Source organism: Paenibacillus tuaregi (genome assembly GCF_900086655.1).
Lineage (GTDB): Bacteria > Bacillota > Bacilli > Paenibacillales > Paenibacillaceae > Fontibacillus > Fontibacillus tuaregi.
This window is the reverse complement of the sequence record NZ_LT575476.1, coordinates 4,023,257-4,040,068: the sequence shown is the minus strand read 5'-3', so window position 1 is coordinate 4,040,068 and position 16,812 is coordinate 4,023,257. Positions and strand designations below refer to the sequence as shown.

Sequence of the window (16,812 nt, the reverse complement as noted above, 5' to 3'; positions counted from 1 at the left end):
AAAGGCTCGTACAGGCAGGGGAGTATCCTTCCCTTGCACAGTACGAGCCTCTACGACAATTGTCCTGAAACGGTTGAACCACTGTATACTGAACAGAATGTACGGTGGTGTGAGTGATCGGCTGCTCAATTAATTTAAGTAGCTGTCTGTTCACTCAAGAACAGCCGCTTTTATTTGATCGAAGCCTCATAGATTGCTTTAATGGAGCTTGAAAGCGTCTGGTTGAATTCCTCATCCGTCTGGCCGGCTGTCAGCCCCTCGGCGAGGGCACGCGAGAAGCTTGCGATCAGCCCGTGATTGCGGGCGAGCTTCTCATTCGCTTCGGATTGGGAATACCCTCCTGAAAGAGCCACAATTCTTATCACATGCGGGTCCTTCATTAAATCGCTGTAGAAATTGTCTTCCGTTGGAATGGACAGCTTAAGCATGATCTTGGTCTTGTCGTCAAGCTTGGAGAGATGGGTTTTGATCTCTTCCTTGAGAAGCTGCTCCGACTTCAGTTTATCCGCGCTGTGAATATCCACTTCCGGTTCAATAATAGGAACCAGTCCTGCCTCCACAATCTGTTTACCCACGGCAAACTGCTGCTCCACAACCTTGCGGATTCCGGCAGGATTCGCTTCCTTAATAACCGAGCGCATCTTGGTGCCGAAGATGTTGCGCTCTACAGCCCGCTTCAGCAGATCGTCAAGGCCTGGATTAGGCTTCATGAGCTGTACACCTTCTTCGGGATCAGCGAGTCCTTTATCGATTTTTAGAAACGGCACAATGCCTTTCTTTTCCCAGAGATAATCTGCGGTATACTTGCCGTCGATGAGGCGGTCCATCGTGTTCTCGAACAGGATCGCTCCCAGAATGTACTGGGAATCAAATGAGGGGCTCTTGATGATCCGGGTCCGCATTTCATGAACCAGTCCAAACATGACTTCCTCGCTATCATAGCTTTCAGGTTTGATGCCATAATGCTCCAGCGCCTTTGGGGTGCTGCCTCCGCTTTGATCCAAGGCCGCAATAAATCCTTGGCCTGTATGGATTTGTTCCAGCTGCTTCAAATTCATAGATAGTTCTCCTTTCTTGGTCGAAACGCATTTCCGACCCTATTATAATTCCCTAACTTCCAAGGGTTAGATTCAGGCTTCATATAACCAATCGCAGGCGTATCGAAACTGCTGCATACCGATTTCCCGGTAGTCTGAGTGATTATCTTCGTATAGGATTGTTGATCCGTAAAGGGAATCGTGCTGAGATTGTAGAACTAGTTATCAAATTTATATGGCCTAAATGATTGAAAATCAACTTTTATACTGGGGGGTATTATGACAGCAGCTATTATTTCCACTAAATTAAATATTCCAGCAGCGCGATCAATAGTAGTCCAGCGCCCCCGCTTAACCCAGCAGCTGAATGATGGAATGCAGGGGAAGCTCACCTTGATTTCGGCAGGGCCAGGAAGCGGAAAGACCACATTGCTCGGTCAGTGGATGGCAAGCTGCGCTTCTCCTGCCGCCTGGCTGTCTCTTGATGAAGGTGATAACGATCCGAGCCGCTTTTTGATGTATCTTATTGCTGCCCTTAGAACTGTTTCGGCTGGTTTGGGCGAACAGGTATCTCTGATGCTGCAGTCACCTCAAGCCGTGTATATGGAATCGATGGTAGAGGCTCTAATCGGCGACCTGATCGAGATTCCCCATTCTTTTGTGCTTGTTATGGACGATTATCATGTCATTGAAGCCGAGCCGGTTCAAAAGGCTGTTGCCCTGCTGCTTGAGCACATGCCTTCGGGCATGCATTTGGTCATTGCCAGCCGCAAGGATCCGGCTTTGCCACTTGCCCGGCTGCGGGTCAGGAACCAGCTGAACGAAGTAAGGGGGACGGACCTGCGTTTTAATACTAGGGAAGCAGAAGAGTTCCTCGCTCAGGTCATGGGGCTTCGCCTGCCGCCTGAAAGCGTGGCACAGCTTAAGGATCGTACCGAAGGGTGGATCGCCGGGCTGCAACTGGCCGCGTTATCCCTTAAGGGTCATAAAGATCCGGATGCATTCATTTCTTCCTTCTCGGGGAACCACCGTTATGTGCTGGATTATCTGCTTGAAGAGGTGCTTCAATATCAGGCTCCGGATATCCGGCATTTTCTGCTTTATACTTCGATTCTGGACCGGTTCTGCGGTTCACTGTGCAGCGCAATTCTAACGGGAACTGACCAGATGTCCAGCGATCTTGTAAGGGGAAGCCAAGACATCTTGACCTATCTTGAACAAGCCAATTTGTTTCTTGTTCCTCTGGATGATGAGCGTCAGTGGTATCGCTACCATCATATGTTTGCCGATTTGCTCAGAAGTCAGCTGTCCCGGCACATTGCCGAACACGGGAGGGACCCTGCAACAGAATTGGCTGAGCTCCATCAGAAAGCCAGTGCTTGGTATGAAGAGCAGGGGTTCGAGCTGGAAGCATTTCAACATGCCGCTTCCGCGGCAGATATACCTCGTGCAGCCCGGCTGGCGGAGGGTAAGGGAATGCCAATCATCTTCCGGGGAGCTGCGTCAGCTGTGAGAAATTGGCTGGAATCGCTGCCGGAGAGTGAGCTGGATAAGCAGCCCTCTCTTTGGGTTATGTATGCCTCTGTTCTGCTAATGGCCGGAGATGTGCAAGGTGCCCAGAGCAAGCTGGTGGCTGCCGAGAAAGTCTTGAAGGAAGTCCGGCAGGAATCGGTACGGCGCGATCTGACCGGTCATATCGCTTCGATCCGGGCGACGCTGGCAGTCAGCCGGCACGAGGCCGGCACGATACTTGCCGAGTCGCGCAGGGCTCTGAAATATCTTCATCCGGACAATCTGCCAGTCCGGACTGCGGCCATCTGGGCGCTTGGATATGCGCATCAGCTGCTGGGGGACCGTGCGGCTGCACGTCAAGCCTATGCCGATGCGTTAATGCATAGCACCCGGCTCGGACATAGGGTGATTATGCTTCTGGCATCATCGGGACTTGGAAACATTGAGGAGCTTGAGAATCGGCTTGATGCAGCCTTATCTCATTATGAGCACGTGCTGGAAATGGCGGGGGATTCACCGCTTCCGGCCGCATGTGAAGCATACCTGGGACTGGCACGGATCAGTTACAAACGGAATGACCTTGAGGCAGCTGAGCGGCATGCTAATCTATCCGTTCAATTGGCGGGACGCTTGGCATATTCAGACAGGGTGGTCGCTTGTCAGGTTATGCTTGCGAGAGTTCTGCTTGCAAAGGAAGATATGGATCAAGCAGTCGCTATACTTTCGAATGCTGCTATTGCCGCTGATCGGCATCAGTTCGAGGTACAGATTCCAGCGATTGCAGCTGTCCAGGCGCAGATTTATCTGAATCAGGGCCGTTACGATGAGGCCGCAGAGCTTGCCCTCAGTTATAGGCTTCCTCTGCTCCTGGCAAGAGTGGATCTCGCCAGGGGCAGAACCGCTGATCTGACTGAGGAACTAGGGCTGCTTCGGGAGCAGTCGACCGCAAAAGGTCATGCGGATGAACTGCTTGAGATTACAATGCTGCAGGCTGCTGCTTATTTTGAGCAGGGTGAGAAGGTGAAGGCTTATTCATTACTGGAGGAAGCACTGGAAACAGCGGCGCGAGAGAGACTAATCCGAACTTTTGTAGAATTAGGAAGTCCTATGTCCAGGCTTCTGGATGAAGCAGCTTCCCATGGAATCCGGCGGGATTATACCGGGCTGCTCTTAGGTCATTTTGACGTGGCCAAACAACGCTCCGGCACCTCAAACACAGAGCTGCCTCCGATTCCGGCTAAATCCTCTCTCGTTGAGCCGCTGAGCGAGAGAGAGCTTGAGGTGCTCCGGCTTATCGCTGAAGGCCTCTCAAACCAAGAAATCAGCGAGAGGCTGTTCATTGCCTTAACCACTGTGAAAGGGCATAACCGTATCATCTTCGATAAACTTCAGGTGAAACGGCGGACAGAGGCAGTGGCGCGGGCACGGAGTTTGGGGATTCTGTAGATTCTGTAGATTACCTCTTCCATCAAGGCCCTTCAGACAGGTTTCCTAAAACCATACTTTAGTATCTGTAATCCACGTCTATACACTTATATACTGAGTATAAATTGAGCCTGGAGGAAAAGCATGAGAGCAATGATCTGCACAGCGTATGGTTCATCTGATGTACTGCAGCTTAGAGAAGTGGAGAAGCCTGTACCACGGGACAAGGAAGTACGGATTCGGGTTCACAAGTCCACGGTAACTGCGGGTGATATCAGAATCCGGGCTTTTCAAAGTCCGCTGCTGTTTTGGGTGCCTATGCGGCTGGCATTGGGAATCCGGAAGCCGAGACAACCTATTCTCGGAGCCGAGCTGGCGGGTGAAGTGGAGTCTGTCGGCAAGGACGTCAAGCGGTTTAAGAAGGGTGACCGGGTATTTGCATTAACCGGAATGCGGCTGGGAGGCTACGCGGAGTATACCTGTCTCCATGAAGATGCACGGATGGCTGTTATTCCGGCTAATGTCTCCTATGAACAGGCCGCCTCCTTGCTTTTCGGGGGGACAACGGCCCTGTACTTCCTAAAAAAGGCTGGTATTCAGCAGGGGCAGAAGGTTCTGATCTACGGAGGTTCGGGAGCTGTGGGAACTTTTGCGGTACAGCTTGCGGCATACTTTGGAGCCGAGGTAACCGGTGTATGCAGCAGCGGTAATTTGGACTTGGTCAAATCTTTGGGCGCTGCCCATGTGATTGATTATACGAAAGAGGACTTTGCCGCGAGGGGGGAACAATACGATGTTATCTTTGACGCTGTCGGAAAAAGCTCGAAATCGCACTGCCGCAATGCTCTCGTTCCCGGCGGTTCGTTCGTGACCGTCGACGGTCAGGGGATGGCCAAGGTGCGGAATGAGGATGTTCACTTCCTGGCTGAGCTTATGGAAAAGGGACAGCTGCATTCGGTCATCGACAGATGTTATACCCTTGAACAGATCCCGGAAGCGCATCGTTATGTGGAGAAGGGCCATAAAAAAGGCAGCGTAATTATTGCGGTATCGAATGACAAATGAATTTATAGTGTATACAACCCTCACTTGGAGGGTTTTTTATTTTGCTTGAATTTACAAATATTAGGGGTTATTATATAAAGTAAGTAGTAAGTAGTAAGTAGTAAGTAGTAAGTAGTAAGTAGTAAGTAGTAAGTAGTAAGTAGTAAGTAGTAAGTAAAAAGCGCAAACCAAGAGTAAAAAGTTTAACCTTTCAGCTTTCTGATGCAAAGTCCAGTTGAACTAAACCATGACAAAAGAGAGGAGTGGCCATAGTGACAGATCTGAGCTTGGTCCAAAGCTTCTCATTAATTGCCTTAAACGCACAGCGGAGTCTTCACCTCACGACTGAGAAGAAAGTGGCTCTTCGCTGTATGGCAGCCGCGGTTATTTTAGAATTATATTTGGATGGTGGGTTCGAAGCATCCGAAGGAAAGCTTAAGCTGAGTGAGCGGGCTTCAAACAATCTTATCCCGAGCGGTCCGACTCGGTGGGCCGTGTTAGTTCGACTGATTTCTGACAAGTTAGACGATGCCGGAGCTAAACTGGACGAATGGCTGAAGCAAGCAGCAAGATTATCGAATCGGAAATTAGCTCAATTGGAGCATGCAATTGCTGAATCTCTTAAGGAAGCAGGATGTCTTGAGGAGATTCATCATCTGCTGAGTTGTGATCTATATTTTGAATCAGCTGGAGTCGAGATTAAGGAATACCGGAGTGATATGAATCAGTACACTCGGATCACAGAGGAATTACGGGCGGAAATACTGGAGGATGGAACGGTTACAGAAGAAGCAGTTTGCATGTTATGGCTGCTCCGGGAGAGTGGATGCATGCATGATTTATTTTCACGTAATGAGCTGGAGAGAGTGGGCGCTCGAATGGATGAGCTGTATTCTGAATCTGCGCTGGCCCGATCTTTATTCCCTATCCCCATACACAAGCGGAGTGAGCTTATCTTTAAGCAGCTGTTACATATGAAAAAGATGGCTGTGAAAACCCAGGTGGGACGCGGACTGAATTTTGTATTTCCTATCATTGAACGGTCCCAGTCGGTCTTTATTGAGACAGAGGAAATGTTTGCAGGTCCTGATCAAAGAATCAGTGATGTGATTACAAGACTTGAATCTTATGGACATGTGGTTAAGGTGATTCGTGGGGGGCAAGTTCCAATTATTAAAATCGACAACATGTGTTATGAAGCTCATCCCCATGCTGCCTACACAAGAGTTCCTATTCACGGTGTGCGATTGCAGCCTAAACGTCCGGCAGCCGTCGTATAAAGGAGCGTAGAACAATGTCCAGACAACGCTCCATGGATGCCATATTGGCATCAGAGTATGTATCGATTGGGGAACTGGTACGGCTGACAGGCTCCCGTTACAGCACACTTAAGTTTTATACTGAGGAAGGCATGCTTCCTTTTGAACAGGCAGAAGAGAATCTGACACGGAGGTACAAGCGGGAGGAGACGATCAAGCGCATTCATAAGATCAAAGAGCTGAAGACAGCGGGGTTATCCATCCCGCAAATCAAGGATGCGATTGGCGTGAAACAATAACATCCTATAAGTGACAGCCCCAGACAATTGTTGTCCGGGGCTTTAAATATATCCCGATGAGGCAGTGTCTAAAAACTTAGACACCGAAAACTCTTCTGTCTAATTAATGAGAATTGTCAATGATAATAATCACAATTTGAGTCTTTTCAGCTTGTTGTATAGTGTTGCTCTTGAGATGCCAAGCTGCTTGGCGATCGCAAGCTTGTTGCCTTGAGTTGATTCCAGCGCCTGGATCAAAAGATTACGCTCGCATTCATCCAGCTTGGCACGGAATACCTCTCCGCTGAACTCCAACCTGCCGGAATGGTCTCCCGTATTGCCAGAGGAAGTCGCTTCTTGATCCCCGGTGTAGATATTCGGGGGCAGATACTCCCGTCTGATCTCCCCATCGGTCGAGAAGATCACAAGACGCTCAATCGTGTTGCGGAGCTCACGGATATTCCCGGGCCAGTCGTATTTGAGAAGATCCTCAAATACATCCGGTGTGAAAGTCTCGATATGACGGCCATATACAAGGGCGAATTCGTGCAGGAAGGATTGCGTCAGTTCATAGATATCCTCTTTGCGCTCACGCAGGGAAGGGATATCCAAGGATACGACATTCAGCCGATAGTAGAGATCCTCACGGAACGCGCCTTCCATGATCATTTTCTTCAAATCCCGGTTGGTTGCAGCGATAATCCGGCAGTCCGCTTTCTTAAGCTGTGTGCCCCCGACCGGGAAGTAAGTTTTCTCCTGGAGAACCCGGAGCATCTTAACCTGCATTTCCAGCGGCATTTCCCCGATCTCGTCAAGGAAAAGGGTACCCCCATTGGCGAGTTCGATCTTCCCTTTCTTGCCTTTCGGATCAGCACCTGAGAAGGCGCCCTTCTCGTAGCCGAACAGCTCACTCTCGAACAGTGCACCCGGGATGGCCCCGCAGTTAATCGCAATAAAAGGGGCGCCATCCTTCTCGCGTGCGCTGTGTATCGCCTGGGCGAACAATTCCTTGCCAGTGCCGCTCTCGCCCTGGATAAGCACAGTCGCTTTGGTGGTGCTGATTTTTTTGATCGTCTCGATACTGCTCTTGATCGCTGGACTTGTGCCTTTGATCTGCTGATAAGGGTTCTGCGACGGGCTCAGCATCGCCACCTCCTTCTGCAGATGGTGAACCTTGTTGGTCATCTGCAGAAGCTCGTTATGGAGCCTCATCTGGGTAGTCAAGTCGGATTCCGCCGCCACGGCTCCAATAATCTGGCCATCCAGCAGCACCGGATTGGAATTGATGAGAACAAACATATTTTGTCTTGGGCGATGCTGCATTTTATGCACGGACTCTCCTGTCTGAAGCGTCTTCAGGGACTGAAGGCGGTCGATCGGGAAAAAGTCGGAGGCGGGTTTGCCGATGATTTCTTCTTTTTGGATAGAGAAGATATGCTCTGCTCCAGACGTCCACACCGCCACGCGGCCTTCCTCGTTAATCAGGGTGATCGCGATGTCAGGGTTAAGTGTTTCTAAAGTGGTCTGGAAGTAAGCCTCCAGGCATTGATGGGCATGAACGGCTGCCTGAATAATATCTCCCGAGGTGATATAGCCCACAGGTTGATCATCACGGAGCACGATGGCCAGAGGGCAAGAAGAGAAGACCAAAGAGACATCGGTCAACGAGGCTTCAGCGTTAACGGTTCCCACGTCTATAAGGTCTTGATTATAAGGATCAATAGTTGAGTTAGAAGCGGGAGAGGGCTGCAGCAGTCCGTATCTCCCATCTTGATAATCTATAAATACCGGTGATGGAACGATTGAATCATGACGGTCTTGATATGCTGACAGTTCGGTGCGTGTAATCAGGGTGCAATCGGTTCGAATAAGGCTTTCCAGACTCGGTAACAGATGCTTCAATGAGCTGACCCCCTAATATATAGGAACACAAGCTAACAGACTGTGACTAGGGTCATTATACCGGGCCGGATTTTAAGTGTAAATATTTTTAGACAGGATTAGCGAGTTATTTTGAAAACGCTTACGGATGTAGAGATGTTATTTGAACATATTCTTGACCACCATCCACAGATTGGCCGGCTTCTCAGCCAGACGGCGGGTGTAATAAGGATACCACATCGTGCCGTAAGGCATATAACACCGGATGCGGTAGCCATCCTTGGCTAATTGGGCCTGATCATTCATCCGCAGGCCATACAGCATTTGAAATTCAAATGCGTCCTTGGGGATTCCATGCTTACGGGCATATTCTTTGACCCAATTGATAATACGGTCATCGTGGGAGGCGATGGCTGTGTATACGCCCTGGTCCAGATGCATCCGGATAATCTTTTTGTAGTTGTCAATCACTTCACTCATCTGCTGATAGGCAACAGTACCCGGCTCTTTGTAAGCGCCTTTGACGAGACGCAGATTCACTCCGGCTTTGATGAGCTGTATAACGTCATCCTCCGTACGGAACAAGTAAGCCTGGATCACAGTGCCTACATTCGTCAGCCCTTCGGCGTGCAGACGGAGTACAATATCGATCGTAGCTTGGGTGAAGGGGCTGTCCTCCATGTCAATGCGCACGAAATTGCCGTGTGCCCGGGCCTGCATCACAATGGTGCGGATGTTCTCATAGCAGGCTTCGGGGTCCAAGGCCAGGCCCATTTGGGTAGGCTTTAAGGATACATTTGAATCTACCCCGCGCTTTGCGATGCCATCAACCAGCTTAATATATTCTTCTTTATAGGCGTTAGCCTCCGATAACCGCTTGATGCCCTCTCCCAGATGATCAAGAGTAACCATGATGCCTTTGCGGTTCAGGGCTTCAATTTCATCTAAAGCTTCGTCCAAAGTATCACCGGCAATGAACTTGCCTGCTAATTTCTTACCATATTTAAGAGACAGCTTCTCGACCAGCTTGTTGCCGGATACCGACAGAAGTACTTTCCGGTAAAGTTCTGTGCCATCCATTTCGTGTTTCCCCTTTCAGACACCTGTAATGTTGTCAGCTGAGCTATTTTGACAATGAAGTATAAGCAAAATGTGTGCCAACAGGCGAGAATGACTTTATTGGCATGATAATTGCTTATTGTTCTATGGGAAGGTGACATAAGGAAAATCAGGAGAGGATGGTTCCGAAGATGAGATCAGAATTCAAAAATGAGGTATTCGTTAATTTTAAGGAAGAACACAATAACGTAGAATATGATGCCGTGCTGAAGAAGATTGAGGCTGAGCTTGGCAGGGAGTATCCGCTCATTATCGGCGGTGAGAGAATCGTAACCGGAAAAAAGATCGTCTCGGTTAATCCGGCCAACAAAAGCCAAGTGATCGGCACTGTATCCCAAGCTGACACGGAGCTTGCCGAGAAAGCGATCCAATCTGCGGCCGCCACGTTTGAGACGTGGAAGCGTACCGATCCAAATGAGCGGGCGAGATACCTGTACCGGGCCGCTGCCATTCTCCGCCGACGCAAGCTCGAGTTCTCCGCACTGATGACCTATGAGGCCGGGAAGACCCGGGTGGAGGCCGATGTGGAAACGGCGGAGGCGATTGACTTCCTTGAATTCTACGCCCGCGAGATGCAGCGACTCAGCCAGCCTCAGCCTCTGACGGTGAGTGAAGAGGAAGAGAATGAGCTGTACTACATGCCGCTCGGCGTTGGAGTTGTTATTCCTCCTTGGAACTTCCCGCTGGCGATTATGGCAGGTATGACCGCTGCCGCTTTTGTAACCGGGAATACGGTGGTTCTTAAGCCTGCGAGCACAACGCCAGTCATTGCCGCAAAATTTGTGGCTTTGCTGGAGGAGGTTGGACTTCCGGCCGGCGTAGTAAATTTCCTGCCTGGACCGGGGGGACAGGTTGGCGATTATCTGGTGGATCATCCTCTTACCCGGTTTATCAGCTTCACTGGCTCCCGCGATGTTGGCCTTCGGATCAATGAGCGGGCGGCGAAGACGAATCCAGGGCAGAAATGGATCAAGCGCGTAGTCGCCGAGATGGGCGGCAAAGACGCCATCGTCGTGGATAAGGATGCGGACTTGAACCTTGCCGCAGATATGATTACGCTGTCTGCCTTCGGCTTCTCGGGCCAGAAGTGTTCGGCCTGCTCCCGCGCTATTGTGCACGAGGAAGTATATGATACGGTGCTGGAGAAAGTAGTGGAGCGCACAAGCAAGCTGATTATGGGCAATCCGGTAGATGCGGCGGCTAACCTTGGACCGATCATTGATGAGAAGGCATACACAAAAATTCAAGAGTATATTGAAATCGGCAAGCAGGAAGGACGTCTGGTGTTTGGTGGAGGCACGGGAGATCCGAACGGATTCTTCATCGAACCGACAATCTTTGCGGATGTGGACTCCAAAGCAAGGATTTCTCAAGAGGAGATATTCGGCCCAGTTGTTGCCTTCACCAAAGCCAAATCTTTCGATGAAGCGATTGAATTCGCCAACAATACCGATTACGGCTTGACCGGGGCGGTGATCTCCAATAATGGGGCCAATCTGGAGAAGGCAAGACGGGAATTTTTCGTAGGCAACCTTTATTTCAATCGGAAATGTACGGGCGCTTTGGTAGGAACCCATCCGTTTGGCGGATTCAACATGTCCGGAACGGATTCCAAAGCCGGGGGCCGGGACTACCTGCTGCTCTTCACCCAAGCGAAGCTGGTGTGTGAGCGTTTCTAATATTATTACAGGCATACCGGTGTTCAAAGATCACCCTTTTCAGTATAGTAAAGAGAGGATGAATCGCATTTCTTTTCTTAAGTGATGATCTGTGCGGAAGGGGAGATACTGTTGTTAGGCTTCCAACTGGTGCAAGACCAACGTGTAAAGCTGGCGATTACTCCTGAACTGAAGCAATCCATTTATATTTTATCGTTGTCCGGGTATGAGCTGATCCAGTATTTGCAGGAGCAAGCGATGGAGAACCCTGTGCTTGAGCTCGAGGACAATAGAGATTATTACTTATATAGATCGAAGCTTCGGGCCAAAGGGGAAGCCCGGCCGGTGCAGGATATGCTGGGAAATGTGAAAGGTGCGCAGGAGACGTTGGAAGCGAAGCTGAAGAGTCAGCTTCGCCTTCTCTCGCTTCCGGCAGAAGTCTACAGGGCTGCCGCTTTCCTGGCCGGCAATCTGAACGAGGATGGGTACCTGGATATGGACATGGAAGATATTCAGAGTCCTTCCGGTGTATCCGCGGAGCTTCTAGAGACTGCGCTTGAGAAGCTGCAATCGCTTGAGCCTGCGGGGATTGGCTGCAGAAATTTGAAGGAATGTCTGCTGCTGCAGATTGTCCGCGACCCATCGGCTGCGCCCTACGCCTATGAAGTTGTAAGCGGATTCTTGACGGAGCTGGCGAAGGGTAATTTGGGCCGGATTGCCTCGGATCTGAAGATCACGAAAGAGCAGGTCCAGGCAGCAGTCCGCTATATCCGTGGACTTAACCCTCGTCCTGGGCAGACGCTTACCGCATTTGAACAGCATTATATTGTACCGGATGCAGTGGTTGAACGTGCAGGCGACAGCTTTACGGTGGCTCTGCACGCTTCTAACTTACCGCGGCTGTCCATGAACCGCGAATGCAGAGATTGGGTGAGTCTGAAGCAATCTATGGAGGCATCAGCTTACTTGAAGGACTGTATGAAATCAGCGCGGTGGGTGATCCGGAGTGTAGAAATGCGGAAGGCGACCCTCCTGAAGGTGATTTATGCCATTATGGAGGAGCAGAGGGCATTTCTTACCTCTGGGGTGAGAAGTCTTCGTCCCATGAACTTGAATACGATAGCGAGCAGGTTGGAAATGCATGAGTCTACTGTCAGCCGGGCGGTGCAGGGCAAATTTGTGCTTACCCCGCACGGTGTGTTTCCGCTTAAGTATTTCTTCGCGGCTGGATTAACCACCTCTGACGGCAGTGAAGCCTCTTCCCGGAAGGTCAAAGCGAGAATCAAGGAGATCATTGATTCGGAAGACCGGCGCAGCCCGTATTCAGATCAGAAAATTGTGGATATTCTCTTCTCGGAGGGAGTTCAGTTATCCAGAAGAACCGTAACCAAATACCGGGAGGAGATGAGGATTCTCTCCTCGTCCACTCGGAAGCAGCGCGCATAACAAAAGGGCTGTCACACACATTAGTGTGGAGACAGCCTTTTCGTATGATTAGGTCAGCTGGAGAGCAGCTATCTTTTAGAGTCCGCACTTTTCTGTCCAGCCTCTCAAATGGGCTGGTATGTCTGATTTCTCCTCGAAGGTTAGGGGCTGGACAAATGATTCCATCCCCCTGGAGAGGATTATGAGCGATTCGATCAGGTTGTAAGCAACAATGGGCTGTACGGCTCCACGGTCTATGATCCCTGCTTCCGAGGCGAGCTTGATGCTGTGATCGAAACCGATCACCTGGAAGGCAATCTGGCTAAGCGCTTCGGCTTTCTCCGTCTGGACGCCTGGAGGCTGGCCCCAATCTCCCCTGTCAGCCTGGCTTGAGGCTGCTACCATGCGGACACTGCGGCACAGCTTGGTCAGGGTGAGTGCACATAGCTTCAAGGCTGATGAGAACTGCACGAAAACATCGGTATTCTGAGATGATTCCTTGTCGGCCTGGGACACCGTGAGAGGAATCTGGGTTAATTTGCTTAAATAAGCCACAGCTTTATTTGAAAATCCATGACTGAGTTCAGTCCCGCCGCTGGCGGTTGTATCGGACAGGCGAACGGTTTGAAGATGCGAAGCAGCTTTGGCGAGCTCATCCATGTCCTGCTGAAGGCTCAGGGCAGCTTCCTTGAATTGCCCTATTAGCCATTCCTTTGTTCCCGGCCTAGCTTGGGGTTCTTTCGATTGGTGATGCGGCTCGCTTGGCTGTTTCGCTGCAGCGAGCAGGCCAGCTATAAGCTGCTCTGCAGTGCCTGTCAGCTTCTGTGACAGCTGATAAGAAGCAATCCGCAGGGCCGTTGAAATGACTTCATTTGTCGTCTGCCCCAGATTGATGTGGAAGCTTGGATTTACAAGCGCATAATCTCCTTTGTCCGCAAGCATAAGCTCAAGCACCCGATTGGCAAGCACTTCATTCATGTTCATATTCAAGGAATCATTGATGCTGCCTTGAATAAAATCAACCTTGAAATGCTCCAGATGTCTTCCTTGGATTACCTCTTCAGCAGCTTTAACCAGCAGGCTTCCGATCCGTATGGGCAGCGTGCCCATATCCAAGTGGGCCTGGGCAGCCGCTTTTTTCACACAAGCCAGGGCAACTATAAATTCTTTATGAACTGGGGTGCTGGCTATCGGGAATATTTCACCGGCACGCAAGGTTTGGATACCATAATAAGCATAAGAAGGCACTTCGCGTACCCCTATACCGTCCTGTTCTAATCTGATCATTGGCTTACCTCCGCTAGTCGATCCGTTTTTTGGCAGGCGGCACATCGGAATGAAGAACACTGGGAATGAGGCACCGTCTGCTGCATAATTAACTAGCAATATTCATGCCAATTGCTTTTAAAAGCCAAAAGCCGCTATAACCAGAAGGTTAAGATGTTAAATTTCCGTCAGAACCGCTTTGTCAAATAGAGTTACGAGTTCATCGCAGTATGACTTCGAGTCAATTTGATCGCTGAGGCCCTTATTGAACAAGTATTCATCTATGGCGCCCCGGATTGCGCTGGCCACAATAATCACATTGAGCTGGCGGAACTCTCCTCTGGCCTGGCCCTCCTGCAGAATCTGGTGAAGCAGGCTGGTGAGGGAATCGTCTTCATCATCACTCAGTCTGTAATAAGGCACATTGTCAGGTGTCCGGGCATGAAAAATGATTTCAATCAGCGCCGTATTATACTGGGGGCGCGCGCCTTGATAGTTCATGCAAGCTTGAATATAAGCGTGCAACTTGTCCCTTGCCGTTGATGCCGCCTTAGTCTGCTCTATCACGTGGGCAGCGGCGTCGGTTAACAGCATCATAAGCGTGTAGTCCATTAACTCCTGTTTGTCCTTGAAATGATAAGAAATCAGTGCTGTGCTGATACCTGCACGCTTGGCAATTTGCGCTAGGCTCGTGTGGATATACCCGATTTCATCCAGGGTGGAGATGGCCGCATCCACAATCTGTCTACGTCTGGCCTCTGTAATGAACGATGGCTTGTCATCACGCTTTTTAGTCATGATGATCCTCCCTGTTCTTGATCTTTAGTTAATCTCCAATATTGATGTTTCCCTTTATCCCGAATCACAAGGCCCAGCCTGCCCGCTTCGCGCTGCAGCTCCTTGGCGGAGTCGCTGTCCTTTTCGCTCAAGGCGTGTTCACGGGCCTTTAACAGGGCGTTGAAACCGGATGACAATTCCGGGCTCTCCGGAACCCAGAGCCGATAATCATGCTCATAGGGATCGCCGCCTGCAGACCATGGATAGCCATGACGGGCAAAAGCCTCCGCCGCTTTGGCGGGCTTGAATTCACAGGCTTCCCGGGCAAGCTCCGCGCCGTTAGCCCCAAGAAGAACCAGCTGCTTGCCATCTGCGAATACAGATATAATGTCCTGTTTTGATAGGGTTTGAGCCTGATCTTTGATTTTCAACTGTACATTAGTATCACTTATAGTGACAAACAATGTCTCGCGAAAAACCGCATACGTAAGCCAAATTCCCGCGATCAATCCCAATAAAGTTGTCACTCCAGCCGCCCAATTGTATTGAAGAGATGCAATTAGCTCAAAGGGACCCTTGAAGGGAAACCAAGGGAGTTTTGTCACCCACGCGGCTATGGTGGGAATGAAGAAACCTAGGATGAGGCCCAGGACAGGAGGGAGGATGAGGATAAGAACCCTTTCGGTCCGGGTAAGCCCCAACTCTGTAGGTGTCTGTTCCTCATGTAAAGAATTGGACATTAGTTTGGTCTCCTTTGCAACAAAATAAAATTTGAAATTATGATTAATTTTTTGATCAAACAATCAAATTATATAAATGAATATGGAACCGTGTCAATTATTGGATATTTGGTTCCTGAATATGAAACCAAGCGGCTTTTTTAGTTATAGCCATTTTGGAGTCTGCCACCCTGAAGAGATACCTGCTATAGTTGATGTGTATATATATCAGGCAAGGTATAAGGAGGCTCTAACCCTTTATGTGCAACATCGCATTTATTCGTATTCGGTAATGTAAGGTACAGAACACTTATGGCTCTTCCATTTTGAAGAAGATGGAACGGGTTCTATTTGATCTGTGCCTTTTTTCATTCCCGAAATATGAATGAATGAGGTGTTTTTGTCATGACCAGAAACAGGACTAAGAACCGTAAAGGCTCTAACCACTTTGCCAATTTTCCTGCACAGCATTTGTTAATTCATCCGGGCTTGATTCATGAAATGATTGCCTTGGCCCGGATTGGCCCTAGAGATACCGCCGTGGATATCGGCGCCGGGACAGGGGCTATAACACTCCCCCTAACCCGGGTGGCTGCCAGGGTCATCGCGGTCGAGAATGATCCCGAATATATCAGGAAGCTCACAACCAAGATGAGAGATGTCCATAATGTATCCATCAGGCAAGCGGACGTCCTGATGATGGGCATGCCCAAACAGCCCTTTATTGTAGTGGCGAACATCCCTTACTCTATTACCACGCCGATCTTCGGCAAGCTGTTTGATCATCCGCAGCTGCCGGTGCAGCGGGCGGTTCTTATCATTGAGAAAGGGGCTGCCCGGCGGTTTACTGCAAATCCCATAACCGATCCCCGGATATTAAAGTGGAGGATGTATTATGATTTCCGGCTTGTTCGCACGGTTTCTCCGAGTTACTTCTCGCCACCACCGCGTGTGGAGTCGGCAGTGATCATAGTGGAGAGAAAGCGGAACCCGTTGATTCCTTATAAGGACCATGGCAGATTCATGGCTCTTGCTTCGCAAGCTCTCAAGGCTCCCATGGCCTCTTTTTATACGGCTGTTGCTGGGATATTTACTCCTGGGCAAATCAAACATCTCGTAAGGACTTTGAAGATCCATAAAGATCTGCCTGTCAGTAGTTTGAACGAGCGTCAATGGGGAGAACTGTTTATGGCTATGCTCCAATATGTAGAGCCACACCGCTGGCCGAAAAAACCGAAGCCTAATCACCAAAACAGGTGGAGGTAACTGACAGCCGGATATGTGGCCATAACCCACCCGGAAACAAAAACACGCCCTCATCAGGGCGTGTTTTTGTGGCTATATTCTGACCAGTTGATAAGGAGTGAGGCGTTCCGGCAGGGGCCGTACTTGTCTTTACATGACGATTCTTA

13 protein-coding genes are annotated in these 16,812 nt (G+C 49.9%); 7 read left to right on the top strand and 6 right to left on the bottom strand.

Annotated elements, in window-relative coordinates; translation table 11 throughout:
- Positions 1-170: 170 nt before the first annotated feature.
- Entirely contained in the window at positions 171-1,058 is an 888-nt protein-coding gene (locus tag BN6628_RS18090; RefSeq protein ID WP_068619774.1) for a fructose bisphosphate aldolase, read from the bottom strand.
- 258 nt (positions 1,059-1,316) lie between these two features.
- Between BN6628_RS18090 and BN6628_RS18085 the strand changes: the two genes are divergently transcribed.
- The 4 genes from BN6628_RS18085 (at position 1,317) to BN6628_RS18070 (ending at position 6,576) form a co-directional block, all read left to right on the top strand.
- Positions 1,317-3,995, top strand: a complete 2,679-nt coding sequence (locus tag BN6628_RS18085) for a winged helix-turn-helix domain-containing protein (RefSeq protein ID WP_068619773.1) — start codon at positions 1,317-1,319, stop codon at positions 3,993-3,995.
- 123 nt (positions 3,996-4,118) lie between these two features.
- Entirely contained in the window at positions 4,119-5,039 is a 921-nt protein-coding gene (locus BN6628_RS18080; protein ID WP_068619772.1) for an NAD(P)-dependent alcohol dehydrogenase, read from the top strand.
- A gap of 251 nt (positions 5,040-5,290) precedes the next feature.
- On the top strand, positions 5,291-6,298 hold the full coding sequence (locus BN6628_RS18075) for a GPP34 family phosphoprotein (RefSeq protein ID WP_068619771.1): 1,008 nt from the start codon (positions 5,291-5,293) through the stop codon (positions 6,296-6,298).
- A 14-nt stretch (positions 6,299-6,312) separates the two neighbouring features.
- Positions 6,313-6,576 carry a helix-turn-helix domain-containing protein gene (locus BN6628_RS18070; RefSeq protein WP_068619770.1) on the top strand — a complete coding sequence of 88 codons (264 nt, stop codon included), beginning with the start codon at positions 6,313-6,315 and terminating at the stop codon, positions 6,574-6,576.
- A gap of 129 nt (positions 6,577-6,705) precedes the next feature.
- Here BN6628_RS18070 and BN6628_RS18065 read toward each other — a convergent pair whose 3' ends face one another.
- Positions 6,706-8,457, bottom strand: a complete 1,752-nt coding sequence (locus BN6628_RS18065; RefSeq protein WP_068619769.1) for a sigma 54-interacting transcriptional regulator — start codon at positions 8,455-8,457, stop codon at positions 6,706-6,708.
- A 138-nt stretch (positions 8,458-8,595) separates the two neighbouring features.
- Entirely contained in the window at positions 8,596-9,516 is a 921-nt protein-coding gene (locus BN6628_RS18060; RefSeq protein WP_068619768.1) for a proline dehydrogenase family protein, read from the bottom strand.
- Positions 9,517-9,686: 170 nt separating this feature from the next.
- Here BN6628_RS18060 and pruA point away from each other — a divergent pair, with 170 nt between their 5' ends.
- Together pruA and rpoN are read left to right on the top strand one after the other, a co-directional pair.
- Positions 9,687-11,234 (top strand): L-glutamate gamma-semialdehyde dehydrogenase, encoded by a 1,548-nt coding sequence (gene pruA, locus BN6628_RS18055; protein ID WP_068622422.1) that lies wholly within the window; start codon positions 9,687-9,689, stop codon positions 11,232-11,234.
- A 111-nt stretch (positions 11,235-11,345) separates the two neighbouring features.
- Positions 11,346-12,659: an RNA polymerase factor sigma-54 gene (rpoN, locus tag BN6628_RS18050; protein ID WP_235847664.1), complete on the top strand. Its 1,314-nt coding sequence runs from the start codon at positions 11,346-11,348 to the stop codon at positions 12,657-12,659.
- Positions 12,660-12,734: 75 nt separating this feature from the next.
- On the opposite strand, the gene BN6628_RS18045 is transcribed toward rpoN, so the two are convergent.
- The 3 genes from BN6628_RS18045 to BN6628_RS18035 all read right to left on the bottom strand — a co-directional run bounded on the left by BN6628_RS18045 (position 12,735) and on the right by BN6628_RS18035 (position 15,421).
- Complete coding sequence (locus BN6628_RS18045; protein ID WP_068619767.1) at positions 12,735-13,925, bottom strand: lyase family protein; 1,191 nt, start codon at positions 13,923-13,925, stop codon at positions 12,735-12,737.
- A gap of 156 nt (positions 13,926-14,081) precedes the next feature.
- Positions 14,082-14,702: a TetR family transcriptional regulator gene (locus BN6628_RS18040; RefSeq protein WP_068619766.1), complete on the bottom strand. Its 621-nt coding sequence runs from the start codon at positions 14,700-14,702 to the stop codon at positions 14,082-14,084.
- Complete coding sequence (locus BN6628_RS18035; protein WP_068619765.1) at positions 14,699-15,421, bottom strand: YqeB family protein; 723 nt, start codon at positions 15,419-15,421, stop codon at positions 14,699-14,701. The genes BN6628_RS18040 and BN6628_RS18035 overlap by 4 nt, the downstream gene beginning before the upstream one ends.
- A 384-nt stretch (positions 15,422-15,805) precedes the next feature.
- Between BN6628_RS18035 and BN6628_RS18030 the strand changes: the two genes are divergently transcribed.
- The gene (locus BN6628_RS18030; RefSeq protein ID WP_068619764.1) at positions 15,806-16,666 is read left to right on the top strand and encodes a ribosomal RNA small subunit methyltransferase A; all 861 of its coding nucleotides are present in this window, start codon (positions 15,806-15,808) and stop codon (positions 16,664-16,666) included.
- The last annotated feature ends 146 nt before the right edge of the window (positions 16,667-16,812 follow it).

What these genes read in the sequence shown, in the direction of transcription:
- BN6628_RS18090 (WP_068619774.1), bottom strand. Translation starts at nt 1,058, where the DNA reads ATGAATTTGAAGCAGCTGGAACAAATCCATACAGGCCAAGGATTTATT.
- BN6628_RS18085 (WP_068619773.1), top strand. Translation starts at nt 1,317, where the DNA reads ATGACAGCAGCTATTATTTCCACTAAATTAAATATTCCAGCAGCGCGA.
- BN6628_RS18080 (WP_068619772.1), top strand. Translation starts at nt 4,119, where the DNA reads ATGAGAGCAATGATCTGCACAGCGTATGGTTCATCTGATGTACTGCAG.
- BN6628_RS18070 (WP_068619770.1), top strand. Translation starts at nt 6,313, where the DNA reads ATGTCCAGACAACGCTCCATGGATGCCATATTGGCATCAGAGTATGTA.
- BN6628_RS18060 (WP_068619768.1), bottom strand. Translation starts at nt 9,516, where the DNA reads ATGGATGGCACAGAACTTTACCGGAAAGTACTTCTGTCGGTATCCGGC.
- pruA (WP_068622422.1), top strand. Translation starts at nt 9,687, where the DNA reads ATGAGATCAGAATTCAAAAATGAGGTATTCGTTAATTTTAAGGAAGAA.
- BN6628_RS18045 (WP_068619767.1), bottom strand. Translation starts at nt 13,925, where the DNA reads ATGATCAGATTAGAACAGGACGGTATAGGGGTACGCGAAGTGCCTTCT.
- BN6628_RS18040 (WP_068619766.1), bottom strand. Translation starts at nt 14,702, where the DNA reads ATGACTAAAAAGCGTGATGACAAGCCATCGTTCATTACAGAGGCCAGA.
- BN6628_RS18035 (WP_068619765.1), bottom strand. Translation starts at nt 15,421, where the DNA reads ATGTCCAATTCTTTACATGAGGAACAGACACCTACAGAGTTGGGGCTT.
- BN6628_RS18030 (WP_068619764.1), top strand. Translation starts at nt 15,806, where the DNA reads ATGACCAGAAACAGGACTAAGAACCGTAAAGGCTCTAACCACTTTGCC.